General features: G+C 63.1%; 22 protein-coding genes. 15 read left to right on the top strand and 7 right to left on the bottom strand.

What is annotated here, in order from left to right; translation table 11 throughout:
• Positions 1 to 96: 96 nt before the first annotated feature.
• Positions 97 to 2,310: a TonB-dependent hemoglobin/transferrin/lactoferrin family receptor gene (locus B3M58_RS21170; RefSeq protein WP_296222241.1), complete on the bottom strand. Its 2,214-nt coding sequence runs from the start codon at positions 2,308 to 2,310 to the stop codon at positions 97 to 99.
• A gap of 130 nt (positions 2,311 to 2,440) precedes the next feature.
• Between B3M58_RS21170 and B3M58_RS21175 the strand changes: the two genes are divergently transcribed.
• Genes B3M58_RS21175 through B3M58_RS21210 form a run of 8 tightly spaced genes read left to right on the top strand, consistent with a single transcriptional unit; the run spans position 2,441 to position 8,827 of the window.
• Complete coding sequence (locus tag B3M58_RS21175) at positions 2,441 to 3,088, top strand: energy transducer TonB (RefSeq protein ID WP_296222242.1); 648 nt, start codon at positions 2,441 to 2,443, stop codon at positions 3,086 to 3,088.
• A gap of 21 nt (positions 3,089 to 3,109) precedes the next feature.
• Positions 3,110 to 4,180 (top strand): hemin-degrading factor, encoded by a 1,071-nt coding sequence (locus B3M58_RS21180; protein WP_296222243.1) that lies wholly within the window; start codon positions 3,110 to 3,112, stop codon positions 4,178 to 4,180.
• Between the two features lie 22 nt (positions 4,181 to 4,202).
• Entirely contained in the window at positions 4,203 to 4,823 is a 621-nt protein-coding gene (locus tag B3M58_RS21185) for a MotA/TolQ/ExbB proton channel family protein (protein ID WP_296222245.1), read from the top strand.
• Positions 4,808 to 5,239 (top strand): ExbD/TolR family protein, encoded by a 432-nt coding sequence (locus tag B3M58_RS21190; RefSeq protein ID WP_296222247.1) that lies wholly within the window; start codon positions 4,808 to 4,810, stop codon positions 5,237 to 5,239. Before B3M58_RS21185 ends, B3M58_RS21190 begins: the two co-directional genes overlap by 16 nt.
• Positions 5,236 to 6,135 carry a heme/hemin ABC transporter substrate-binding protein gene (locus B3M58_RS21195; protein ID WP_414704118.1) on the top strand — a complete coding sequence of 300 codons (900 nt, stop codon included), beginning with the start codon at positions 5,236 to 5,238 and terminating at the stop codon, positions 6,133 to 6,135. The genes B3M58_RS21190 and B3M58_RS21195 overlap by 4 nt, the downstream gene beginning before the upstream one ends.
• A complete protein-coding gene (locus B3M58_RS21200; RefSeq protein WP_296222248.1) occupies positions 6,132 to 7,169 on the top strand; it encodes a FecCD family ABC transporter permease in 1,038 nt (345 codons plus the stop codon). The genes B3M58_RS21195 and B3M58_RS21200 overlap by 4 nt, the downstream gene beginning before the upstream one ends.
• Positions 7,169 to 7,936 carry a heme ABC transporter ATP-binding protein gene (locus B3M58_RS21205; protein WP_296222250.1) on the top strand — a complete coding sequence of 256 codons (768 nt, stop codon included), beginning with the start codon at positions 7,169 to 7,171 and terminating at the stop codon, positions 7,934 to 7,936. The genes B3M58_RS21200 and B3M58_RS21205 overlap by 1 nt, the downstream gene beginning before the upstream one ends.
• Positions 7,937 to 7,945: 9 nt before the next feature.
• Positions 7,946 to 8,827: a ChaN family lipoprotein gene (locus B3M58_RS21210; protein WP_296222251.1), complete on the top strand. Its 882-nt coding sequence runs from the start codon at positions 7,946 to 7,948 to the stop codon at positions 8,825 to 8,827.
• 576 nt (positions 8,828 to 9,403) lie between these two features.
• On the opposite strand, the gene B3M58_RS21215 is transcribed toward B3M58_RS21210, so the two are convergent.
• The 5 genes from B3M58_RS21215 to B3M58_RS21235 all read right to left on the bottom strand — a co-directional run bounded on the left by B3M58_RS21215 (position 9,404) and on the right by B3M58_RS21235 (position 13,359).
• The gene (locus B3M58_RS21215; RefSeq protein WP_296222253.1) at positions 9,404 to 10,201 is read right to left on the bottom strand and encodes a Crp/Fnr family transcriptional regulator; all 798 of its coding nucleotides are present in this window, start codon (positions 10,199 to 10,201) and stop codon (positions 9,404 to 9,406) included.
• A 106-nt stretch (positions 10,202 to 10,307) separates the two neighbouring features.
• A complete protein-coding gene (locus B3M58_RS21220; RefSeq protein ID WP_296222255.1) occupies positions 10,308 to 10,580 on the bottom strand; it encodes a TfoX/Sxy family protein in 273 nt (90 codons plus the stop codon).
• 267 nt (positions 10,581 to 10,847) lie between these two features.
• The gene (locus B3M58_RS21225) at positions 10,848 to 11,363 is read right to left on the bottom strand and encodes a class I SAM-dependent methyltransferase (protein WP_414704119.1); all 516 of its coding nucleotides are present in this window, start codon (positions 11,361 to 11,363) and stop codon (positions 10,848 to 10,850) included.
• A 2-nt stretch (positions 11,364 to 11,365) separates the two neighbouring features.
• Positions 11,366 to 11,710 (bottom strand): pentapeptide repeat-containing protein, encoded by a 345-nt coding sequence (locus B3M58_RS21230; RefSeq protein WP_296222258.1) that lies wholly within the window; start codon positions 11,708 to 11,710, stop codon positions 11,366 to 11,368.
• A gap of 86 nt (positions 11,711 to 11,796) precedes the next feature.
• On the bottom strand, positions 11,797 to 13,359 hold the full coding sequence (locus B3M58_RS21235) for an AAA family ATPase (protein ID WP_296222260.1): 1,563 nt from the start codon (positions 13,357 to 13,359) through the stop codon (positions 11,797 to 11,799).
• A 117-nt stretch (positions 13,360 to 13,476) separates the two neighbouring features.
• Here B3M58_RS21235 and mrcB point away from each other — a divergent pair, with 117 nt between their 5' ends.
• The 3 genes from mrcB to B3M58_RS21250 are packed head-to-tail and all read left to right on the top strand — an operon-like array spanning position 13,477 to position 16,863.
• The gene (gene mrcB / locus B3M58_RS21240; RefSeq protein WP_296222261.1) at positions 13,477 to 15,795 is read left to right on the top strand and encodes a penicillin-binding protein 1B; all 2,319 of its coding nucleotides are present in this window, start codon (positions 13,477 to 13,479) and stop codon (positions 15,793 to 15,795) included.
• A 16-nt stretch (positions 15,796 to 15,811) separates the two neighbouring features.
• The gene (locus B3M58_RS21245) at positions 15,812 to 16,534 is read left to right on the top strand and encodes a tetratricopeptide repeat protein (protein WP_296222262.1); all 723 of its coding nucleotides are present in this window, start codon (positions 15,812 to 15,814) and stop codon (positions 16,532 to 16,534) included.
• Positions 16,534 to 16,863 (top strand): YqcC family protein, encoded by a 330-nt coding sequence (locus B3M58_RS21250; protein ID WP_296222263.1) that lies wholly within the window; start codon positions 16,534 to 16,536, stop codon positions 16,861 to 16,863. The genes B3M58_RS21245 and B3M58_RS21250 overlap by 1 nt, the downstream gene beginning before the upstream one ends.
• A 16-nt stretch (positions 16,864 to 16,879) precedes the next feature.
• Here B3M58_RS21250 and B3M58_RS21255 read toward each other — a convergent pair whose 3' ends face one another.
• Complete coding sequence (locus B3M58_RS21255) at positions 16,880 to 17,314, bottom strand: DUF4124 domain-containing protein (RefSeq protein WP_296222265.1); 435 nt, start codon at positions 17,312 to 17,314, stop codon at positions 16,880 to 16,882.
• A gap of 403 nt (positions 17,315 to 17,717) precedes the next feature.
• On the opposite strand from B3M58_RS21255, the gene B3M58_RS21260 reads away from it, so the two are divergent.
• The 4 genes from B3M58_RS21260 (at position 17,718) to pssA (ending at position 21,972) form a co-directional block, all read left to right on the top strand.
• Positions 17,718 to 19,442, top strand: coding sequence for an acetolactate synthase 3 large subunit (locus tag B3M58_RS21260; RefSeq protein ID WP_296222266.1), 1,725 nt, complete (start codon positions 17,718 to 17,720; stop codon positions 19,440 to 19,442).
• A 2-nt stretch (positions 19,443 to 19,444) separates the two neighbouring features.
• Positions 19,445 to 19,936, top strand: coding sequence for an acetolactate synthase small subunit (ilvN, locus tag B3M58_RS21265; RefSeq protein WP_296222268.1), 492 nt, complete (start codon positions 19,445 to 19,447; stop codon positions 19,934 to 19,936).
• Between the two features lie 46 nt (positions 19,937 to 19,982).
• Positions 19,983 to 20,999: a ketol-acid reductoisomerase gene (ilvC, locus tag B3M58_RS21270; RefSeq protein ID WP_296222269.1), complete on the top strand. Its 1,017-nt coding sequence runs from the start codon at positions 19,983 to 19,985 to the stop codon at positions 20,997 to 20,999.
• A gap of 157 nt (positions 21,000 to 21,156) precedes the next feature.
• Entirely contained in the window at positions 21,157 to 21,972 is an 816-nt protein-coding gene (gene pssA, locus B3M58_RS21275) for a CDP-diacylglycerol--serine O-phosphatidyltransferase (RefSeq protein WP_296222271.1), read from the top strand.
• Positions 21,973 to 22,494: the final 522 nt, after the last annotated feature.

Below are 22,494 nucleotides of genomic sequence, written 5' to 3' on the forward strand. Positions count from 1 at the left end.
CTCATCTCCCGGCCTGTGCGGCGGATTATCCCGCACGGGCAGGGCGATGCGATAGGCGGGCGCGTCCCTGCGCCACATTGTCCGCGGTTTCCCCGTTCAGATTTCCCAGACCAGATTGACTGCCGCGTGGCGCCCGGGCTGGGTGTAACGGCCGAGGCTCGGGCTGTTTTCGCTGAGGCTGCGCACATCGCCCCACTGCCAGTACTGTTTGTCGGCGAGGTTGAACAGGCCGGCGTTGAGCGACACCTGCTCGCTGACCTGCCAGTAGCCGCTGAGGTCGAGGGTGCCGTAGCCGGCGGGCTCGAACTGCTCGGCGATCTGCGTTTCGTCGACGCGCTTCTTGGCCGCTACCAGGGTCCAGGCCAGTTCGCCGCCGAACTGGCCGCTCGGTGCGTCGTAGCCCAGGCCGAACACCGCTTTCAGTGGGTCGACGCTGTTCAGCGGTTGGCCACTGGCGTCGTCCTGGCCGCGGGCATAGGCGATGGCGCCGCGCAGGCGGGTGCCGTCCGGCAGGCCGACGCTGCTGAGGAACAGCTCGCCGCGTGCTTCCGCGCCGCGAATGGTGACGCGGTCGAGGTTCTGGTACTGGAAGGTCATGCGGCCGTTGCCGGTGGGGTCATTGGCCAGGGTGACCTGTTCGATGAAGTCGTCGTAGCGGTTGTAGAACAGCGCCACGCCGAAGCTGCCGGCGTCGTACTGGCCCCGCAGGCCGAGTTCGTAGCTGTCGCTGGTCTCGGCTTTCAGGTTGGGGTTGGCGATGGTCTGGTAGCCCCGGGCGAAGTTGACGAACTCGCCGAAGATGTCCACCGCATTCGGTGCGCGGAAACCGGCGGCATACTGGCCGTAGACGCTGTGGGCGTCGTCGAGCTGGTAGGTCAGGCCGAATTTCGGCGACAGCGCCTGGTCGCTGTAGTCCGTCGGGTTGGCGTTGACCGGTTGGCTGTTGAGGTACTCGCGGGTGACCTCCGGTTGCAGCTCGTAGTGGTCGTAGCGCAGGCCCGGTAGCAGGGTCCAGCGGCCGATGGCGATGCTGTCCTGGGCGAACAGCGCATATTCGTTGGCGCGCGGGTCGGGGAAATCGCTGAGCGGGAAGCGTTCGTCGCCAGGGATCGCCGGCACGGGCAGACCGCTGGCGGCGAACACTTCAGCGCCGCGGCGCAGGTCGCTGTTGTCCAGGCGCTTGAGGTCGATGCCGTAGATCAGCCGATGCTCGGCCGCGCCAGTGCTGAAGGCTTTATCGAGCTTGGCGTTGAGCGCCCAGAGTTGTTCCTGATAGTTGGAGTCGCGCGTGCGGTTGCGCAGTTGCCCGCCGCTGAAGCGGGTTTGCTGCGTTTGCTGACGAATCTGGCTGTCCTGGTAGCTCAGCTGCCATTCGGCGCTGTCGGCGAACGGGCTGCCCAGCGCGAACTGGTGTTGCAGGCTGATGCGTTCGCGGTCGGTGCTGTCGCGGGCGTCCGAGGTGCGCACGGTGGCGCTGCTGCTGTATTCGCTGAGCACCTGGGTGTCGGCGTCGTCGGCGTAGCGTTCGTAGGTCAGTTGCAGGCGGTCGCTGCCGCGGTAGTTCCAGCCGAGCTTGGCCAGCAGGTTGTCGGCGCGGTAATCCTGCGGGTTGGCCTGCTCGCGCGCGCTGCCGATCCCGCCCTGGCCGCTGTGGCTGTCCAGCGCCTGGCCATCGCGGCGGCCCAGGTGCAGCAGGCCGTCGAGCGCACCCTGGCGGGCGGCGAAGGTGGCGCTGCGTTGCCAGCTGTCGTCGCTGCCGTCGTAGCCGGTCTTGAAGCGGGCATAGGCGTCGTCGCCGTCCTCCAGGTAGTCGGCGGCGTCCTTGGTCAGGAAGCTCACCGCGCCGCCGATCGCATCGCTGCCGTACAGCGAGCTGGCTGGGCCACGGATGATTTCCACCTGCTTGAGGGTGTCGGTGTCGACGTAGTTGCGCCGCGCATCGAGGAACGGGCCGAAGGTGAAGGCGTCGGGCATCGCCACGCCATCGACCTGCGTCAGCACGCGGTTGCCGCCGATGCCGCGAATGGTGAAACCGGCGAGGCCGAAGCGGCTGCCGGTGCCGCTGACCGATACGCCGGGCTCGTAGCGCACCAGGTCTCGGATGTTCTTCACGTTCTTCTGCTCAAGATCGCGCTCGGTCTGCACCGACACTGTGCTCGGGATCTGATCCAGGGTCTGTTCGGTACGCGTGGCCGAGACGGTCACCGTGTCGAACTGGGTGGCGGGTTTCTCGGCGGCGAGGGCCAGCGATGGGCTGAGCAGAAGCAGCGCCAGCCAGGGTCGGCGGGCAAATGGGGGACGTTTCAGCATGGCAACTCCTAGATCGTGCGGGTGGTTTCTGCGACCACCGGGTGGGCATCGGCGGCAAACCTAAACGACATTGACATGCAGATGCAAATAATTATCAAATAGATTTAATTCGAGTCGATCCGGTTTTCCCATGCCGCGTTTTCCAGTGTTTCTGCTGTTGTCGCTGGCCGTGCACATCGCCGCCAGTCGGCTGCTGCCTGCGTCTGCAGCGGCACCTGACGTTGCCCCGCCGAGCGCCGCGGCGTCGGTGTTGCACATGCCACAGGTGCAGCTCCAGCGGCCGTCGCTGGCACCGGCAACTCTTGCCCCGCAACCGCAACCGCAACCGCAACGCATCAGCAAACCGTTGGTGAAAGCGGACAAGCCGCGTGAGACCGCCAAGGCGTCAGCGCCAGCCGCATCACCGCCGGCCCTCGCTGCGGCGGTGGCCACGGCAGCGCCCGTGCGGGCTGCGTCGGCAGTGGCGCCTGAGGCGCTACCGCCGCCCGAGGTGTTCAGCCGCGAGCCGAGTTTTCGCGAACACCCCAAGCCACCGCATTACCCGAGCCAGGCGCGGCGGCGCAACCAGCAGGGCACGGTGCTGGTGGAGGTGCGTCTGGATGCGCGTGGCGAGTTGCGCAGCCTGAATGTGCTGCGCTCTTCCGGTATCGACAGCCTCGACCGGGCGGCGCTCGACGCCGTGGCCGCCTGGCGCTTCCGCCCGGAAACACTGGGCGGGCGTGGTGTGCCCAGCCGCGTGCAAATCCCTATTCAGTTCGCCCTGTCGGCGAGCCGCTGATTACCCGCAAGGAGTTCGACCATGCACACTCAATCCCAGGCCAGCCCAGCGGCCAACGATCTTTATCTGGCGTGGCAGGTGTTACGCCGCGAGCAGCCGCGTCTGCGCGCCCGGGATGCCGCCGAGCGCCTGGCGGTCAGCGAGGCGGAGCTGGTCGCCAGCCGCTTGGGCATCGACACCGTGCGCTTGCGCGCCGAGTGGGGCGCCTTGCTGCCAGCGCTCGGCGAGTTGGGTTATGTGATGGCATTGACCCGCAACGCGCATTGCGTGCACGAGCGCAAGGGCTTCTACCGCGAGGTGACGGTCAGCGCAAACGCGCAGATGGGCTTGGTGGTGTCGGCCGATATCGACCTGCGCCTGTTCCTCGGTGGTTGGGTCAGCGTGTTTGCCATCGAGGAGGACAATGGCAAGGCGCTGCAGCGCAGCATTCAGGTGTTCGATCGCCAGGGTGTGGCGGTGCATAAGGTGTTTCTCACCGCCGCCAGCCAGCTGGAGGCCTGGGCGGCGCTGGTCGAGCGTTTCCGCGCCGAGGCTCAGGTGACCGCGCTCGACGTGCAGCCACTGCCGCCGCGCGAGCAAGCGCAGGGCGATGCGGTGATCGACGTGAATGCGCTGCGCGTCGGCTGGTCGACGCTCAAGGACACCCACCACTTCTTCGCGTTATTGAAAAAGCACGGCACCACGCGTACCCAGGCGCTGCGCCTGGCCGGCCGCGAGTGGGCCGAGCCGTTGGCGCCTGGCGCCTTGCCGAGCCTGTTGGAGCAGGCCGCCGCCCATGAGGTGCCGCTGATGGTGTTCGTCGGTAACCGTCATTGCATCCAGATCCACAGTGGCCCGGTGCGCAACCTGCGCTGGTTCGACGACTGGTTCAACGTCCTCGATGACGAATTCAACCTGCACCTGAAAGCCTCGGCGGTGGCCGAGCTCTGGCGCGTGCGCAAGCCGAGCAGTGACGGGGTGATCACCAGTTGGGAGGCGTTCGACCGCGATGGCGAGCTGATCGTGCAGCTGTTCGGTGCGCGCAAGCCCGGTGTGCCTGAGCGCGAGGACTGGCGTGCGCTGGCCGAAAGCATCCCGGCACTGGAGGTCTGAGATGCCGGCATGGTGGGGAGCAATGGGTCCGTTGGGCTGGCCGTTAGCACTGTGCTCGCTGTTGGCGCTGGCGCTGATTCTCGAACGCTTCGGCCTGTTCCTGCGTTTGCAGCCGATGGGCGCTGCCGCAGCCAAGGCGGCGTTAGGAGCCTGCCGCACCTGCGAGCGCGATCACTGCCAGGGGGCATCGCGCGGCTGGCGTTTTGGCTTGGCGCTGCTGCTCAGGCACAGCGGCCTGCCGGCCAGTCAGCGTGAAGAGCTGCTTGGCTGCTGGCTACTGGAAGAGCGCCGCCGGCTCAATCGCCAGCTACGGCTGTTGCAGTTGCTCGGCGTGCTGGCGCCGATGCTCGGCTTGCTCGGCACGGTGCTGGGCATGCTGGAGATGTTCGCCAACATCGCCGGACAGGATCGTCCGGTGACCCCGGCGCTGCTCGCCGACGGCCTGTGGCAGGCGCTGTACACCACGGTCTGGGGGTTGTGCATCGCCATCCCGGCGTTGGCCGCCGGGCAGGGTTTTGCCCTGTGGGCCGAGCGTTATCTGGAGGGCGTGCAGGCGCTGCTCAACCGCTGCCACCTGGCTATCGACGGTCTGGAGTTGGAACTGCCGAATAGCCCGGGTGCGGCGCAGTGGGTGTTGCGGTGATCCGCCTGCCCGCCGCGGCCGAGCAGCAGACCAGCCTGCTGCCGGACCTGACGCCATTGCTCGATGTGATCTTTATCGTGCTGGTGTTTTTCCTGCTCACCGCGCAGACCCCGTTGCTGGAGCTGCCGCTGCAATTGCCACACAGCCAGGAGGCGTTGAGTGCGGCAGCTGCCAGTGGCGAGCGCGTGCAGGTGCAACTGGATGCCCGCGAGCAATGGCGCTTGAACGGTGCCCCGCAAGCGGATTTCGCCGCGTTGCGTGGCGCCTTGCACGCGGCGTTCGCCGCCGATCAGACACTCGGGCTGGACCTGGCGCTGGATCGCCAGGCGCCACTGTCCGCCTTTCTCGACCTGATGGCCCTGTTGCAGCAGCAGGGCATTCAGGACAGCCGAATCTTGTTGGAGCCTGCCCCATGAAGCGTTTGCGTTCTGCGTGCCTGATGGCCGCGAGTCTGTTGTGTCAGCCGTTGCTGGCGGATGCCGAGCCCTTGCCGCAGCGCTGGGTGAGTGCCGGCGGTGCACTGAGCGAGTGGGTGGTGGTGTTGGGCGGGGAAAGCAAGCTGGTCGGTGTCGATACCACCAGCCAGCACCCGGCGACGCTGGGGGCGTTGCCGAGCATCGGTTATCAGCGTCAGTTGGCGGCGGAGGGGATTCTCGCCTTGCGCCCGGACGTGCTGTTGGGCAGCGCAGAAATGGGCCCGCCGCCGGTGCTGGCGCAACTGCAGGCCGCCGGTGTGCGCATCGAGCAGTTGTCGGCCGAGGCTGATCTGCCAACCGTGCAGCGCAACTTGCAGCGCATTGGCGCATTGCTCGGCGCGCCGCAGCAGGCCATTGACGTGTTCGCCGCCTATCGGCAACGCCTGCATGCGCAAGCGCAGTGGGTCGCCCAGGCGCAACGCCAGCACGCCGCGCCGGCTGTGCTGCTGTTGCTCGGGCATGCCGGCAGCAGCCCAATGGCGGCGGGGCAGGACACCGTCGCGGCGTGGCTGATCGAGCAGGCCGGTGGGCGCAATCTGACCCGCCACACGGGCTACCGGGCGTTATCCACGGAAGCCCTGCTGGCGCTCGATCCAGAGGTGGTGGTGTTCGCCGATCGCAGCTTGTCGGGCGTTGCAGCCAAGCAGGCGCTGCTGCAAAACAACCCGGCGCTGGCGGCGACCCGCGCGGCCCGCCATGATCGGTTGCTGGCGCTCGATCCAACCTTGTTGGTCGGCGGGCTCGGCCCGCGTATACCGGATGGACTGGCGGCCTTGTCCGCAGCCTTTTATCCTGCCAGCCAACCTTTGACCGCCGAAGCCCAGCCCACGCCATGAATCCTGTCATTCAGCCGCGCTCACTGTTTATCGCACTGAGCGTTCTGCTCGCGCTTGCGCTCTGGTTGTCGCTGGCCCTGGGCCCGGTCAGCCTGCCGTTGGCGGATACCCTACAGGCGGTGTTGCGCCTGCTGGGGCTGCCGGTGGGCAGCGCCGAGGTGCAACAGGCGGAGTTGATCCTTGGGCAGATTCGTATGCCGCGCACCTTGCTCGGCCTTACGGTCGGCGCGGTGCTTGCGCTGTGTGGCGTGGCGATGCAGGGGTTGTTCCGCAATCCGCTGGCCGATCCCGGTCTGGTCGGGGTCTCCAGCGGTGCGGCGCTCGGGGCGGCAGTTGCGATTGTTGGCGGCGCGGCCATGGGCGGCCTGCCCGAAGTCTTCGCGCCGTACCTGCTGTCGCTCTGCGCCTTTCTCGGCGGCCTGGGCGTAACCGCGCTGGTCTACCGCCTGGGCCGGCGCGACGGCGAGACCAGCGTGGCGACCATGTTGCTCGCCGGGATCGCCCTGACCGCGCTGGCCGGCGCGGCGATTGGTCTCTTCACCTACCTGGCCGACGACGCCACCCTGCGCACCCTGACGTTCTGGAACCTCGGCAGCCTCAACGGCGCCAGCTACGCGCGTTTGTGGCCCTTGTTGCTGGTGACCCTGGCGGTGGCGCTGTGGTTGCCGCGCCGGGCCAAGGCACTGAATGCCTTGTTACTGGGCGAATCGGAGGCACGCCACCTGGGGTTTGCCGTCGAGCGGATCAAGCGCGAACTGGTGTTCTGCACCGCGCTGGGCGTGGGCGCAGCGGTGGCGGCTGCGGGGATGATCGGCTTTATCGGCCTGGTGGTGCCGCATTTGATGCGCTTGCTGGTCGGCCCCGATCACCGCGTGCTGTTGCCGGCTTCGGCACTGGCCGGCGCGAGCCTGTTGCTGCTGGCGGATCTTGTCGCACGGCTGGCGCTGGCACCGGCGGAGTTACCCATCGGCATCGTCACCGCCTTGATCGGTGCGCCGTTCTTTCTCTATTTGTTGTTGCGGGGACGCACCTGATGCTGCGCGCGGAAAACCTGGCGGTGCGGCGTGGCCCTTGCACCGTATTGGCGGAGATCGACCTGGAGCTGCGGCCGGGCGAAGTGCTGGGCGTGCTCGGCCCCAATGGCGCCGGCAAAAGCACCTTGTTGGCTGCGCTCTGTGGCGAGTTGTCGCCGGCGCAGGGGCAGGTCTACCTGGATCAGCGCCGCCTTGCGGACTGGCAGGGCAGCGAGCGGGCGCGGCGCTTGGCGGTATTGCCGCAAACCTCGACCCTGAGTTTCGCCTTCCGGGTCGAAGACGTGGTGGCCATGGGGCGACTACCGCATGCCAGCGGCCGTTTACGCGATGCGCAGATCGTCATGCAGGCGTTGCAAGCGGCGGATGCCGTGCACCTGGCTGGCCGCAGCTATCTGGCGTTATCCGGTGGCGAGCGCCAGCGCGTGCATTTGGCGCGGGTCTTGGCGCAGCTCTGGCCGGGCGGCGAGGGGCAGATTCTGTTGCTCGATGAGCCAACCTCGATGCTCGACCCGTTACACCAGCACACCACCCTGCAAGCCACCCGTGCCTTTGCCGAGCAAGGCGCGGCGGTGATGGTGATCCTGCATGATCTGAACCTGGCGGCGCGTTACTGCGACCGCCTGCTGTTGCTCGACCGCGGTCGCCCGCATGCCCTCGGCAGCCCGGATGAGGTGTTGCGCGTCGCGCCGTTGCAGGCGGTATTCGGTCTGGAGGTGCTGGTGCAGCGGCATCCGGAGCGTGGTCATCCGCTGATCGTTGCCCGCTGAGGAGCGCTCATGCGCCGTATCGCTTTATCGCTGTTGTTACTCCTGGGCGGCTGTCAGGCCGTCCTGCCGCCGCTGCCGGCCTGGCAAAGTCCGCAAGGTCGCGAGCATGCCGAGTTGGGGCAGATTCACGATCTGCGTAGCGGCGCGCGATTGACCCCGGCGCAACTGGTCGAGCAACTGGCCATGGCGCCCCGGCTATTGGTCGGTGAACGCCACGACAACCCGGATCATCATGCCTTGCAGCTCTGGCTGCTGCGGGCGCTGGCGGCGCATCGCGAACAGGGCAGCGTGTTGCTGGAAATGCTGACGCCGGCTCAGCAAGGCAAGGTCGATGCGTTGCGGGCGTCTCTGGCCAGCGGGCAACAGGTTGCCGATCTGCCGGCTGCACTGGCGTGGGAAAAGGGCTGGGAGTGGGCCTTGTATGGGCCGATCGTGCGGCATCTGCTGGCTCAACCGTCCCCGTTGCTGGCCGCCAACCTGGACCGCGCGCAAGTGCTCGACATCTACCGCGCTGCGCCCGTGCTGAGCGGGGCGGCCTCGACGGCGGAGGGCGTGCGCACGACCCTGCTGGCGCACATCCGCGAGTCGCACTGCGACCTGCTGCCGGCCAGCCAGTTGCCAGCCATGCTTGCGGTGCAACAACAGCGCGACCGACGCATGGCCGAAGCCCTGCTGGCCGCGCCCGAGCCCAGCCTGTTGTTCGCTGGCGCCTATCATGTGCGCCGTGACCTGGGCATACCGCTGCACCTGCGCGATGTGGGCGATAAAGCCGACTTCCGCGTGTTGATCCTCGCGGAAGTCGGCGTGCCCGTGAGTGCCGCTGAAGCGGACTTCGTCTGGTATACCGCCGCGCTGCCCGAGCAGGATCACTGCGCAAAACTGCGCCCCTAGTGCGCAGCCTCTAATTCTAAGCAGAAGAGCTTCGCGGGCTGGCGTGAGTGCCGGCCTTGAGCGGAACTCAAGCCGATGGATTGCTTATCGGCGCGATGATGCAGGGTGGGATGATTTCTCTCGCGTCAGATGCGACCTGAGTTTTTCACCCCGGCAGGTACAACATACCAGCGGCTTTAATCGCGAAAGAGCGGCAGGTTTGAACCCGTACTCAGGCGCTATGCTTGGCCGCGAGTGCTTTGGCTTGCCGTGAGCACGCTGCCTGAACAGCCCGCGGTCAAGACCACCGCCACAACAGCGCGGTTTCGCCTGCAATACGTCGTTGGCGTACAGGCAAAAAAAGACCCGGCAAGAGCCGGGTCAATAACCGTGATTAGCCTGATGAGGAGATAATCTGAAGAGTCCGACTGAAGGTCTCTTAAGCTTATCGGCTGATCTCGCGACCAGTTGTGATAATAATAACAATTCTCATTTATATGTCAACGCGCTTTTCAAACTATTTTCATGGCCGCCGCCGCAGCGCCCAAAAACACCGAACCCGGCGCGTGGCTGGGTTCGGCGAGGGTACCTGAGGCGTTACGCCGTGGCTGGCAAGCGCAGCTGGGTGACTTCCTTGTTGAGCAGGTCAATGCGGCGGGCCATGCTCTCGATCAAGCTGTGGGCGATCCGTGGGTTGCTCTGCATCAGGCTGAGGAATTGTTCCTTGGGAATCACCATCACCGTGCAGGGCTCGCTGGCCAGTACGGTGGCGCTGCGTTTCTCGCGGGTGAACACGGCCATTGCGCCGAAAATTTCGTCTTTCTGCACATCGCCGACCTTGTGCCCGTCGACATACGCTTCGGCGTGACCCTCGATGATGATGAATACGTGGTCGGCCGCGTCGCCTTGATGAATAAGCTCTTCACCAGCGGCAAAGTGCTGGAAGCCGGTCGACGGGCGGATTTCCGGCTGCTTAAGGCGCGCCAAAGCATCGGAGAGCAGGGCGGTATGACCGATCAGGTACTGGATGAACAGCTCCTGACGGACTTCGCTGGCGTAGATGTGTTTGAACACTTCGCTGCGCGAGTAGGGGATCAGGCTGAGCGGCTCTTCACTGCTGTAGCGGCAGCTGGGAAGGTCGATGCCCTGGCGCAGCCCGACCAGATCGCCTTCTTGCAGGTAGAACAGGGGGCGCTCGTCGACCAGCGCATGCAGCAAGCCATTCTCGATAATGAACAGCTGGTTGCCTGGCAGCACTTGCGCCAAATCCTCGACCCGCTCCACTTGCAGCGCCTCGCCATTGGGCTCCAAGCCTTCCAGTAGTTGAGTCGGGATGCTTTGCAGTCGGTTGATCAGCTGGTCGGCGTAAGCCGGTTGCTCCCCGAGTAGATACATGAGCGTAATTCCTTGAACTGGCTAGGCTGACTAAAGCGCACGAACGTCCCTGAAACAATAGGCGGCGCCAAGCCTTAGGTAAATCATTCTGCGAAGAGGTTGTGAGCTAGCTCTTATTGCGCGACAAACAGGCGTCGAGCTGGCCATTTAATTCGGCTTTGTGAGCGGGTGGCAACTCGTTCCAATGCACATCCAGAAGTGCCCCCTCGATGGCATAGAGCAACACTTTGGATGCCCGAAAGCCGCGCGCCCGCACTGCGCGATAGGCGCTCACCGCGCCGAGCCGGCGTAGATCGTTGGCGCTGTGGATGCCAACGGCATGCAGCCACTGTGCGGATGTCTTGCCAAGATTTTTCAAGTGCTGCAGTTCGTCGTTCATCGAGCCTCCTTGCGCTGCTGGCATGCGATGCGAAATCGAGTCAATTGGGGGTGCCTGCCAGGAAGTGTAGCGGCCAGCGCACAAAGCGTGGCTGATTGACATCACCCCAGGCGCGGCGCAGTGCGGGCTCCAATTCAGCCACGGGGTCGCGGCCCTGTTGCTTCTCCCAGCGTTGCACGGCCGACCAGGTGCGCAGGTAGCCCGTCAGGTGGTCGAAGTGCCATTGTGCTTCGATGGCGAACGTCGGCGGTTCGAGGCGTGGGAATGCTACCTGGATATCGCGGTAACCGGCGTCGACACTGGCCCGTCCGGGCGGCCATTCAGGGTGCGCGCGTAAAATGTCTCGATCAACGCGTCCAGCGTGCTGTCGATACGCATCAGGCCGTAGCACCAGGCGCAGAATAGCCCGCCGGGCTTGAGCAGGCGCGCTACTTCGGCGAAGAACGGCGGGGTGGCGAACCAGTGCAGGGCTTGCGCCACCACAATCAGGTCGAGGCTGCTGCTGGCCAGGGGCTGCGCCTCGGCGTTGGCGACAAACAGTGCGATGCCGGCCAGGTCGTCGGCAGCCTGTAGCTGTTCGATGCTGGCGTCGCAGGCCAGTACGTGGGCGAAGTGCTGACGCAGCGGGCGGCTGGCTTGGCCATTGCCGCACGCGATGTCCAGGACGCGCATGGGCTGCGGGCTATGGCTGGCCAGCCAGGTGAATAGCGCGTCCGGGTATTGCGGACGAAAACTGGCGTAGGCATCGGCGCGGGCACCGAACAGTTGGGCTATCTCGCTCATGGTTATTTGGTGCGGTAGCGCAGGCGGGTGCCGAAGTTGACCGACATGAGGATCTCGTCGGCCGTCAGCTCGGCGGGGAAGTACGCCCCGGAAATCTGCGCATGAGCCAGGCTGGCGCCTTCCAGTTGCGCATCGCGCAGATCCAGGCCGCGCAGGTCGGTGCCGCGGAAGTAGGCGTCGCTGAAATTGATGCGTTCGGCGTCCAGGGCACGCAAGTCGAGGCCGCGGAAATCGCCGCCGGAGAGGTCGATGTCGACATCTCTGGGTTTGCGGGCATTGAAGCCTTTGATGTCGTCGTTGTGCAGCAGGTGGTAAAGCGGGTCATCAAGCTGGCGCGGCTGACTCATGGGGAACATCCATTGTTGGGTTCCCCGCCAGTATAGAAGCCACGGCGTGCTCTGCTCGCCGGGCTGGTGATAGGCCGCGTGCTGCGTTACAGCCCGGGCAGGCGTTGGCGAATCCGGGCGATCAGGCTGTCGAGACTGGCGCTGTCGTGGGTGTCGACGCGTTTGCTGTGCAAGCGTTCGTCCGCGTTGAGCGCTTCGCGGCCGGCTTGCTGCGCCTGGATCACTGCCCATGTGGCATCGGACGGGTCTTGGCCGTCGGCCTGGCGTTGTTCCAGCCAGCTGGCGATCACCTCATCCGGGGCATTGCAGTCGAGAATCAGGAACGGCACGCCGGTCTCTTCGGCAATCTGCCAGGCCAGTTGGCGCTGCGCGTGCGCGAGGTAGGTGGCGTCGATCACCACCGGGAAACCGGCCTGCAAGGCGGCGTCGGCCAGTTGATGCAGGCGCTGGTAGGTGGCGGTGCTGGCGTCCTGACTGTAGATGCCCGCACTGAGCTGATCGTGGTCGCCAGTCTGTTGCGCACCGAACAGACGCTTGCGTTCGACATCCGAGCGCAGGCGAATGGCCCCGAGCGCTTCGACCAGGCGCATGGCCACGTGGCTTTTGCCCACCGCCGAAACGCCATGGGTGATGGCCAGGAAGCGTGATGGAATGGCGCTGTAGCTCTCTGCCAGGCTGGCATAACTGCGGTACTGACGCAGGATGACTGCGCGCTGCACCGAGTCTTGCTCCTGGCCGAGGCGGAACAGGCTGACCTTGGCCCGCACCAGGGCGCGGTGGGCTTTGTACAGGTTGAGCAGCTTGAGGGCGGCGTAGTCGCCGCTGTGCTCCAGCCAGGCACTGATAAAGCGCCGGGACAGACACTTCAGGCCGCGGTCTTCCAGGTCCATGGCGAGGAAGGCGGCGTCCAGGGCGACATCGATCAGGCGGAACGGCTCGTTGAACTCGATGCAATCGAACAGCACGGCCTGGCCGTCCAGCAGGGCTGCGTTACCCAAGTGGATATCGCCATGGCACTCGCGGATGAAACCTTGTGCGGCGCGCGCCTCCAGTTCTGGCCACAGGCGTTCGAGGCTGGTTTCTACCCAGGCTTCCAAGGCGTCCAGTTGTTGCAGGTCGGCCTTGTCCGTCAGCATCGGGCGGATCTGTTCGAAGTTCTGCCGCAGCGGCGCGACGATCGCCGTGGCATTGCACAGCGGGTGATCGAGGGCCACTTGCGGAGTGTTCTGGTGGAAGTGGGCGATCTGTGCGGCCAGGGCGTCGATGTGCGCTTCGCTCAACTCGCCGCGTGCCTGTACATCGCTGAGCAGTTGGTTTTGCGGGAATTGGCGCATTTTCAGGGCATATTCGATGACCGGGCCAGCGCCGGCCAACTGCGGTGCATCAAGACTACCGTTGATCGGCAAAACTTCCAGGTACAGGCCTTGGGTAAGGCGCTGGTTGAGGCGCAATTCTTCTTTGCAAAAGTGCTCGCGGTCGGCCAGTTCGGTGAAATTGAGGAAGCCGAAGTCCACCGGTTTTTTGATCTTGTAGGCATAGGGGCCGGTCAGCAATACCCAGGAGATATGCGTCTCGATGACCTGGAAACCATCTACCGGGTGGGGGTAAAGGGCCGGGTTCTGCAGGGCGGCAATCAGGGCTTGGCTCACGGGCGATCCTTGGCTTTCAAACAAATAAGAGTCGGGCATTATGGCCGCTGTGAGGCACTCTGCAAACCGCCGGGCTGTGCCTGCTTGTGTTTGGCAAAGTGCGTATAATGCCGCGCCATGACTCGTACCCGATCCCCTCGTTCTCGTTCCAAACGTCGCTCGCGTGGCCTGCGCCCCTGGCTTGGTTGGGCTGTAAAGCTCGGTCTGGTTGGTTTGGTGGTGTTGGCCGGCTTTGCGGTTTACCTCGATGCTGTGGTGCAGGAGAAGTTTTCCGGCAAGCGCTGGACCGTGCCCGCCAAGGTCTACGCCCGCCCGCTGGAACTGTTCGTCGGCCAGAAACTGGCCAAGGACGACTTTCTCAAGGAGTTGGACGCCCTCGGCTATCGCCGGGAAAGCGCGGCCAACGGTCCTGGCGCCGTGTCGGTGGCTGGCAACGCCATCGAATTGCATTCGCGCGGTTTCCAGTTCTATGAAAGCACCGAGCCCTCGCAGCGTGTTCGCGTGCGTTTTTCCGGCGATTATGTCGCCGGCCTGAGCCAGGCCAATGGCAGTGACCTGGCGGTTGCCCGCTTGGAGCCGATGCTGATTGGTGGCCTGTACCCGGCGCACCAGGAAGACCGCGTGCTGATCAAGCTGGAGCAGGTGCCGCCGTATCTGGTGGAAACCCTGGTGGCAATCGAGGACCGCGAGTTCTTCAATCACTTCGGCGTATCGCCCAAAGGCATTGCCCGCGCCATGTGGATCAATGCCACAGCCGGGCAGTTGCGTCAGGGCGGCAGCACGCTGACCCAGCAGTTGGTGAAGAACTTCTACCTGACCAACGAGCGCAGTCTCAGCCGCAAAGCCACCGAAGCCATGATGGCGGTGCTGCTGGAGTTGCACTACGACAAGCAGGACATTCTCGAGGCCTACCTCAACGAGGTGTTCCTCGGGCAGGACGGCCAGCGCGCGGTGCATGGTTTCGGCTTGGCCAGCCAGTATTTCTTCAGCCAGCCGCTGTCCGAGCTGAAACTCGATCAGGTGGCGTTGTTGGTCGGCATGGTCAAAGGGCCTACCTACTACAACCCGCGACGTAACCCAGAACGCGCCATGGAGCGCCGTAACCTGATACTCGATGTGCTCGTCGAACAGGGCGTGGTCACCGCCGAGGAAGCGGCGCTCGCCAAGCAGAAACCACTCGGCGTCACTCAGCGCGGCAGCATGGCCGACAGCTCGTTTCCGGCCTTCCTCGACCTGGTCAAGCGCCAGCTGCGCGAGGATTACCGCGAGGAGGATCTGACCGAAGAAGGCCTGCGGATCTTCACCAGCTTCGACCCGATTCTGCAGCTCAAGGCCGAAGGTGCTCTGGCAGAGTCATTGAAGCGTCTGTCCGGGCGCAAGGGGGTCGATCAGGTCGAGGCCGGGATGGTGGTGACCAACCCGGAAACCGGCGAGGTGCAAGCGCTGATCGGCAGTCGCCAGCCGCGGTTTGCCGGCTTCAACCGAGCGCTGGATGCGGTGCGGCCGATTGGTTCGCTGATCAAACCGGCAATCTACCTGACCGCCTTGGAGCGCCCCAGTCAGTACACCTTGACCAGTCTGCTGCAGGATGAACCCTTCTCCATCAAGGGGCAGGATGGCCAGGTTTGGCGGCCGCAAAACTATGATCGCAAGGCCCACGGTACGGTTTACCTGTACCAGGGACTGGCCAATTCCTACAACCTGTCCAGCGCCAAGTTGGGCCTGGAACTGGGTGTACCGAATGTACTCAAAACGCTTGAGCGGCTAGGTGTGGAACATAAGTGGCCCGCTTACCCGTCGATGTTGTTGGGCGCGGGCGGGTTGAGCCCGCTGGCGGTGGCCGATATGTATCAGACCCTGGCCAATGGTGGCTTCAATACCCCGTTACGCGGCATCCGTAGCGTGCTGACCGCCGAGGGCGAGCCGCTCAAGCGCTACCCGTATCAGATTCAACAGCGTTTCGATGCCGGGGCGATTTATCTGTTGCAGAACGCCATGCAGCGCACCATGCGCGAAGGCACCGGGCGTTCGGTGTACAGCCAGCTCCCTAGCTCGTTGAACCTGGCCGGTAAGACCGGTACCAGCAACGATTCACGGGACAGTTGGTTTGCCGGGTTTAGCCAGGATCTGCTGGCAGTGGTCTGGCTCGGTCGTGACGATAACGGCCCAACGCCGCTGACTGGGGCGACCGGAGCCTTGCAGGTCTGGACCGATTTCATGCGCAAGGCCGACCCGTTGCCGCTGGACATGCCGCTGCCGGACAACGTCGTGCAGGCCTGGGTAGACGCTCGTAGTGGTCAGGGCTCCGATCCGAGCTGCCCGGGCGCGGTACAGATGCCGTATATTCGTGGCAGTGAACCGATTGCCGGGCAAGCCTGCGGTATTCAGGCGCCGGTTGACTCGGTGATGGATTGGGTACGTGGCTGGTTGGATTAAGTGAAGAGGGTATGAAGTGACTAAGTGGTTGATTCCTGCTTTAACCGCCACGGTAATGCTGGGTGGTTGTGCCAGCGTGCCGCGTGGCTCGATCCCGGTTGTCGAATCCGGCTCTTCGGCTTCAGCGCAACAGCAAGCCAGTGTCGGCGGTTATGGCAGCCCGACTGCCGCACAGCCGCAAACCCTGCCACAAGACTCCGGCGTGGTGGTGATGGTGCCGGGCGCGACTGGCAGCTCGGCGCCGATTCAGACGTTCCCGGCGTCCAGTGTGCCGATTGGCGGTGGCATCAGCAGTGCGCCGTTGAGCAGCGGTCCGATCACTATCGACTCGCCGAGCACGGGCGGTTACAGCGCGCCCGCGCCGTCAATTCCCAGTGGCATTCCGAGCTCAGGTGGTTTGGCGGCCGACGAGCAGTTGGATGGCCCGGTGTTGGCGTTGTTGACGGCTGCGCAGCAACAGCAGGGCGGCGGCGACTTGAATGGCGCGGCGTCCAGCCTGGAGCGCGCTCAGCGCATCGCGCCGCGCGAACCGCAAGTGCTCTATCGCCTGGCGGAAGTGCGTCTGGCTCAGGGCGATGCGGCGCAAGCCGAGCAGTTCGCCCGCCGTGGTCTGAGCTATGCCAGTGGCCGCCCAGCACTGCAAGCCAGTTTGTGGAACCTGATTGCGCAAGCGCGCGAGCGTCAGGGCGACAGCGCGGGTGCCGCCCAGGCCCGTGAGCAGGCGCGAGTCAATCTCTGATGGATGCCCGTGTGCCGGCGGTGGCAGAGCAGTTGTTGCTGATCGAACGCGAGTTGCGCGCGCAGGGATGGTGGGAAGAGCAGGCGCCCAGCGCGCAAGCGCTGGCCAGCCAGGAGCCGTTCTGTGTCGATAGCTTGGCGTTCGAACAGTGGCTGCAGTGGATTTTCTTGCCGCGCATGAAACACATGCTGGAGAGTAACGCCGGCTTGCCCAGCGTTTCTGGCATTCAGCCCATGGCCGAACAGGTGTATGGCCTGCATAGCGAGCGCGCCAGGGGGCTGATTCGGCTGCTTGGCGAGTTCGATCAATTGATCGGTGGCGCGGCCTGAGGCCGCGTCAGGTGAGTTACTTGCAGTTTTCGCCGATCGATTTCTTGGCGTCATCGATGCGCTGCTGACGTTCGTCTTCGCTCAGTCGGCGTACTTCGCCGCCCTCCTCGAAGCGTACGCGCGGGTTGTTTTCCAGCTGTGCCAGGTTGGTGCGCACGCTCTCGCAGTACTTCTTGCGCTCGGCTTCCTTAGCTGCGACCTCCTGCTTCACTTTCTCATCGATAGCGGCTTGCTCGGGGTCCGCAATGCTCTCGAAGGTCGGCGCCGCTTTGGGCTCGACAGGCTTGGGTGGTGCGGTGGCGGTGTTGACGGTAGTGGCTTGCTGACCTTGCGGCGGCTGCGCGCCGAAGTGCGTGACGCCTTGGGCATCGACCCATTTGTACACTTGGCTGGCCATGGCGCTTGCGCTCAGTGCGAGCAGCAAGCTGCTGGTGAGGATCATACGGCGCATGCTGTTTCCTTTTATGAGCTGCGATACCTGGTGGCTACTATAACCAAAATGATTGAATCGTCATCCTGCGCTGCGTCACAGCATAAGATTGCAGAATCCGTTACGGATCACTTGACTTGGACCTGTCGAATCCGAACAATTCGACGTTCGCTGTAGTGGAGTCCGCCGCAAGCAGGCTTTAGCTCAGCAGACATGAGGCGCACACCCGCGCCGACCTGTTACACCCGCAACGCGTTACCTCGCGCTGGGTGGGAAAGCCCCGCAACACTTTGGAGCGTTCCCAATACTTGCTCAGTAGTAGCTGACGTAGTCGGCGACCACCGTCGCTCATGCTCTGCTTAGCAGTAAACCTAATTAGGCCGTCCCCCTTGGGCGGTTTTCTGGCGTTTTAGAGGTGAACAACGTGGAGCTTTTATCTGGCGCTGAAATGGTCGTCCGCTTCTTGCGTGACGAAGGCGTTAAGAACATCTATGGGTACCCAGGCGGTGCTCTGTTGCATATCTACGATGCCCTGTTCAAAGAACCGGAAGTGAATCACATCCTGGTTCGTCATGAACAAGCAGCGACCCACATGGCCGATGGCTATGCCCGTGCTACCGGTAAAGCCGGTGTGGTGCTGGTGACCTCAGGTCCTGGCGCGACCAATGCCATTACCGGTATTGCCACCGCCTACATGGATTCCATTCCGATGGTGGTGTTGTCCGGCCAGGTGCCGAGCAGCATGGTCGGTACCGATGCGTTCCAGGAGACCGACATGATCGGCATCTCCCGGCCGATCGTGAAGCACAGCTTCATGATCAAGCACGCCTCGGAAATCCCTGAAGTGTTGAAGAAAGCCTTCTATCTGGCGCAGTCAGGCCGTCCAGGCCCGGTGGTCGTGGATATCCCGAAGGACATGACCAACCCGGCCGAGAAGTTTGAATACGTCTACCCGAAGAAGGCCAAGCTGCGCTCCTACAGCCCGGCCCTGCGCGGCCATTCCGGGCAGATCCGCAAGGCGGCAGAGATGCTGCTGGCGGCCAAGCGTCCGATTCTCTACGCCGGTGGTGGCGTGATCATGGGTGGGGCAGCGTCGCCGCTGACCGAGTTGGCACAAATGCTCAACCTGCCCGTGACCAATACCCTGATGGGCTTGGGTGGTTATCCGGGCACTGACCGCCAGTTCCTCGGCATGCTCGGTATGCACGGTAGCTACACCGCCAACCTGGCAATGCACCACGCCGATGTGATTCTCGCCGTCGGTGCGCGTTTCGATGACCGCGTGATCAATGGCCCGAGCAAGTTCTGCCCGAACGCCAAGATCATCCACATCGATATCGACCCGGCGTCCATCTCCAAGACCATCAAGGCCGATGTGCCGATCGTCGGTCCGGTAGATAGCGTGCTGACCGAGATGGTCGCGATTCTCAAGGAAATCGGCGAGCACCTGAACAAGGAAGCGCTGGCCAGTTGGTGGAAGCAGATCGACGAGTGGCGCGGCAGTCGCATCATGTTCCCTTACGACAAGGGCGACGGCAGCATCATCAAGCCGCAGACCGTGATCGAAACCCTGTCGGAAGTGACCCACGGCGATGCCTTCGTCACCTCTGATGTGGGGCAGCACCAGATGTTCGCGGCGCAGTACTACCGCTTCAACAAACCCAATCGCTGGATCAACTCCGGTGGCCTGGGCACCATGGGCTTCGGTCTGCCGGCGGCGATGGGCGTCAAGCTGAGCTTCCCGGATGACGATGTCGCCTGTGTGACGGGCGAAGGCAGCATCCAGATGAACATTCAGGAGCTGTCGACCTGTCTGCAGTACGACCTGCCGGTGAAGATCGTCAACCTGAACAATGGTGCCCTCGGTATGGTGCGTCAGTGGCAGGACATGATGTACAGCAGCCGTCACTCGCACTCCTACATGGAATCGCTACCGGACTTCGTCAAGCTGGCCGAGGCCTACGGTCATGTCGGCATGCGTATCACCGACCTGAAAGACCTGAAGCCGAAGATGGAAGAAGCCTTCGCGCTGAAAAATCGCCTGGTGTTCCTCGATATCCAGGTTGATACCAGTGAGCACGTCTACCCGATGCAGATCAAAGACGGTGCGATGCGCGATATGTGGCTGAGCAAGACGGAGCGTACTTAAGCATGCGACACATTATTTCCCTGCTGCTGGAAAACGAGCCCGGCGCACTGTCCCGTGTGGTCGGTCTGTTCTCGCAACGCAACTACAACATCGAAAGCCTGACCGTGGCGCCGACCGAAGACCCGACCCTGTCGCGTCTGACGCTGACCACGGTGGGGCACGATGAGGTGATCGAGCAGATCACCAAGAACCTCAACAAGCTGATCGAAGTGGTCAAGCTGGTAAACCTCTCGGAAAGTGCGCACATCGAGCGCGAGTTGATGCTGGTCAAGGTCAAGGCCACCGGCGCCCAGCGCGCCGAGGTCAAGCGCACCACTGACATCTTCCGTGGGCAGATCGTCGACGTGAACACCAGCGTCTACACCATTCAGTTGGCCGGCACGAGTGACAAGCTGGACAGCTTTATCCAGGCGATAGGTACTGCGTCGATCCTGGAAACCGTACGCAGTGGCGTCACCGGCATTGCCCGTGGCGACAAAGTACTCAGCATTTAACTCTTTAGCGAACGGCCCACGAGGCCAGGTAAATAGGGGAATTTCCATGAAAGTGTATTACGACAAAGACTGCGACCTCTCGATCATCCAGGGCAAGAAAGTCGCCATTATCGGTTACGGTTCCCAGGGCCATGCCCAAGCGTGCAACCTGAAAGATTCCGGCGTCGATGTAACGGTTGGCCTGCGCAAAGGCTCCGCCACCGTTGCCAAGGCTGAAGCCCATGGCTTGAAAGTGACCGACGTGGCCACTGCCGTCGCCGCTGCCGATCTGGTCATGATCCTGACCCCGGACGAGTTCCAGTCCAAGTTGTACAAGGACGAAGTCGAGCCGAACCTGAAGAAGGGTGCGACTCTGGCCTTCTCCCACGGCTTCGCCATCCACTACAACCAGGTCGTGCCGCGCGCCGACCTCGACGTGATCATGATCGCGCCTAAAGCCCCGGGCCACACCGTGCGCTCCGAGTTCGTCAAAGGCGGCGGCATTCCTGACCTGATCGCGATCTACCAGGACGCTTCCGGCAATGCCAAGAACGTCGCACTGTCCTACGCTTCGGGCGTTGGTGGTGGTCGTACCGGCATCATCGAAACCACCTTCAAGGACGAAACCGAAACCGACTTGTTCGGCGAGCAGGCTGTGCTCTGCGGCGGTTGTGTTGAGCTGGTCAAAGCCGGCTTCGAAACCCTGGTCGACGCGGGTTACGCGCCGGAAATGGCCTACTTCGAGTGCCTGCACGAGCTGAAGTTGATCGTTGACCTCATGTACGAAGGCGGTATCGCCAACATGAACTACTCGATCTCCAACAACGCCGAGTACGGCGAGTACGTAACCGGTCCAGAAGTCATCAACGCCGAATCCCGTCAGGCTATGCGCAATGCATTGAAGCGCATCCAGGACGGCGAATACGCCAAGATGTTCATCCAGGAAGGTGCTTCGAACTACGCCTCGATGACCGCTTACCGTCGCAACAATGCGGCACACGGCATCGAAGTCGTGGGTGAACAACTGCGCTCGATGATGCCGTGGATTTCTGCTAACAAGATTGTCGACAAGGCCAAGAACTAAGGTTTGTCGGACTGAAAAAAAACGCGGCCATGGCCGCGTTTTTTCATTCTGCCACAAGGCTTCTGGTATAAAGCCTGATCGTTAAGTCAGGGCAACCTGCGAACCCCGCCGGGTTGCACCTGTCGAAATTCTTCAAATCCGTTGCAAGGTGTAGTTCATGAGCGAACGTCCCGAAGAGTCCAAGCCGACCCCTGACGCTGAAAGCTTGTTGCCCATCGATGAGCACATAGAAGAAGGGCATGACGCCGAGGGCCGCAAGGTTCGTCATCGCGGTATCTATTTGCTGCCGAACCTGTTTACCACCGCCAATTTGTTCGCCGGTTTCTACGCGATCATTAATGCGATGAATGGCAACTTCTATGTGGCCGCCGCTGCGGTATTCGTGGCGATGGTGCTGGATGGCCTGGATGGTCGCGTGGCGCGCCTGACCAATACGCAAAGTGCGTTTGGCGCCGAATATGATTCGCTATCCGACATGGTGGCATTCGGTGTGGCGCCGGCGCTGCTGGCATTCGAGTGGGCGCTGGGCAGCATGGGCAAGGTTGGCTGGATGGTCGCCTTTATCTATGTCGCGGGTGCGGCGCTGCGTCTAGCGCGCTTCAATACGCAGATCGGCAGTGCCGACAAGCGCTATTTCATTGGTTTGGCCAGCCCGGCCGCAGCTGGGGTGGTGGCCGGTACGGTATGGGCCTTCAGCGATTTCGGCATCAAGGGCTCGAACATGGCCTTTGTCGTTGCCGTGCTAGTGGCGGCGGCTGGGATGCTGATGGTCAGTAATATCAAGTACCACAGCTTCAAGGACCTGGACCTCAAGGGGCGTGTGCCGTTCGTGGCGATCCTGGCGGTGGTGCTGGTCTTTGCCGTGGTCTTCAGTGATCCGCCGCGTATCCTGCTGATCATTTTCCTGGCGTATGCGGCTTCTGGGCCAGTGCAGTATTTGTTGCAGTTGCGTCGCCGTAAAACCACCGAGTGATGTAGTTTTCGCTCACCTCCGCGGTCTACAGGCGCACTCATCCCTGTAGCTGCGGAGTTTGCATGTTGATCCGAACGCCTCTACCTTCGGCTTCGCACGAATCCGATGTCACTCCCGAATCCATCTATCTGTCGCGCCGTCGCCTGTTGGCCGCTGCGGATGGTTTCGCTGCCCTGTCAATCTTGCCTGACGCTGCCCAGGCACAAACATCGCGTTATGCCGATGTCGATGCTGTCACTAATCCGTAGTGGTTCGAACAGGGGCTGGGGCAAGCTCGTTGGCAGGCTATTACTGCTGGCGACGAAGCGCTCATGCCATTCAGGGATGCGGCGCGTTACAACAACTTCTACGAGTTTGGTCCCGATAAGGGCGATCCGGCGCGCTGTTGTTGGTGCTCAGGATTCCCCATCTCTCGAGCCGACTGATGCGCCTTGCCACTGTGTGCGAAAGGTTTATGACAAAAATCCTTCAATAGATGTTGACGCAGATTTCTAGCCACCTATAATGCGCACCTCTTCCGGC

The organism is Pseudomonas sp. UBA2684 (assembly GCA_002354655.1).
In the GTDB taxonomy this organism is placed as follows: Bacteria; Pseudomonadota; Gammaproteobacteria; order Pseudomonadales; family Pseudomonadaceae; genus Aquipseudomonas.

Bases quoted from the DNA above. Each gene is read 5' to 3' on its own strand.
- B3M58_RS21170 (WP_296222241.1), bottom strand. From the start codon at position 2,310: ATGCTGAAACGTCCCCCATTTGCCCGCCGACCCTGGCTGGCGCTGCTT.
- B3M58_RS21175 (WP_296222242.1), top strand. From the start codon at position 2,441: ATGCCGCGTTTTCCAGTGTTTCTGCTGTTGTCGCTGGCCGTGCACATC.
- B3M58_RS21180 (WP_296222243.1), top strand. From the start codon at position 3,110: ATGCACACTCAATCCCAGGCCAGCCCAGCGGCCAACGATCTTTATCTG.
- B3M58_RS21185 (WP_296222245.1), top strand. From the start codon at position 4,203: ATGGGTCCGTTGGGCTGGCCGTTAGCACTGTGCTCGCTGTTGGCGCTG.
- B3M58_RS21195 (WP_414704118.1), top strand. From the start codon at position 5,236: ATGAAGCGTTTGCGTTCTGCGTGCCTGATGGCCGCGAGTCTGTTGTGT.
- B3M58_RS21200 (WP_296222248.1), top strand. From the start codon at position 6,132: ATGAATCCTGTCATTCAGCCGCGCTCACTGTTTATCGCACTGAGCGTT.
- B3M58_RS21205 (WP_296222250.1), top strand. From the start codon at position 7,169: ATGCTGCGCGCGGAAAACCTGGCGGTGCGGCGTGGCCCTTGCACCGTA.
- B3M58_RS21210 (WP_296222251.1), top strand. From the start codon at position 7,946: ATGCGCCGTATCGCTTTATCGCTGTTGTTACTCCTGGGCGGCTGTCAG.
- B3M58_RS21215 (WP_296222253.1), bottom strand. From the start codon at position 10,201: ATGTATCTACTCGGGGAGCAACCGGCTTACGCCGACCAGCTGATCAAC.
- B3M58_RS21220 (WP_296222255.1), bottom strand. From the start codon at position 10,580: ATGAACGACGAACTGCAGCACTTGAAAAATCTTGGCAAGACATCCGCA.
- B3M58_RS21225 (WP_414704119.1), bottom strand. From the start codon at position 11,363: ATGAGCGAGATAGCCCAACTGTTCGGTGCCCGCGCCGATGCCTACGCC.
- B3M58_RS21230 (WP_296222258.1), bottom strand. From the start codon at position 11,710: ATGAGTCAGCCGCGCCAGCTTGATGACCCGCTTTACCACCTGCTGCAC.
- mrcB (WP_296222261.1), top strand. From the start codon at position 13,477: ATGACTCGTACCCGATCCCCTCGTTCTCGTTCCAAACGTCGCTCGCGT.
- B3M58_RS21250 (WP_296222263.1), top strand. From the start codon at position 16,534: ATGGATGCCCGTGTGCCGGCGGTGGCAGAGCAGTTGTTGCTGATCGAA.
- B3M58_RS21255 (WP_296222265.1), bottom strand. From the start codon at position 17,314: ATGCGCCGTATGATCCTCACCAGCAGCTTGCTGCTCGCACTGAGCGCA.
- ilvN (WP_296222268.1), top strand. From the start codon at position 19,445: ATGCGACACATTATTTCCCTGCTGCTGGAAAACGAGCCCGGCGCACTG.
- ilvC (WP_296222269.1), top strand. From the start codon at position 19,983: ATGAAAGTGTATTACGACAAAGACTGCGACCTCTCGATCATCCAGGGC.
- pssA (WP_296222271.1), top strand. From the start codon at position 21,157: ATGAGCGAACGTCCCGAAGAGTCCAAGCCGACCCCTGACGCTGAAAGC.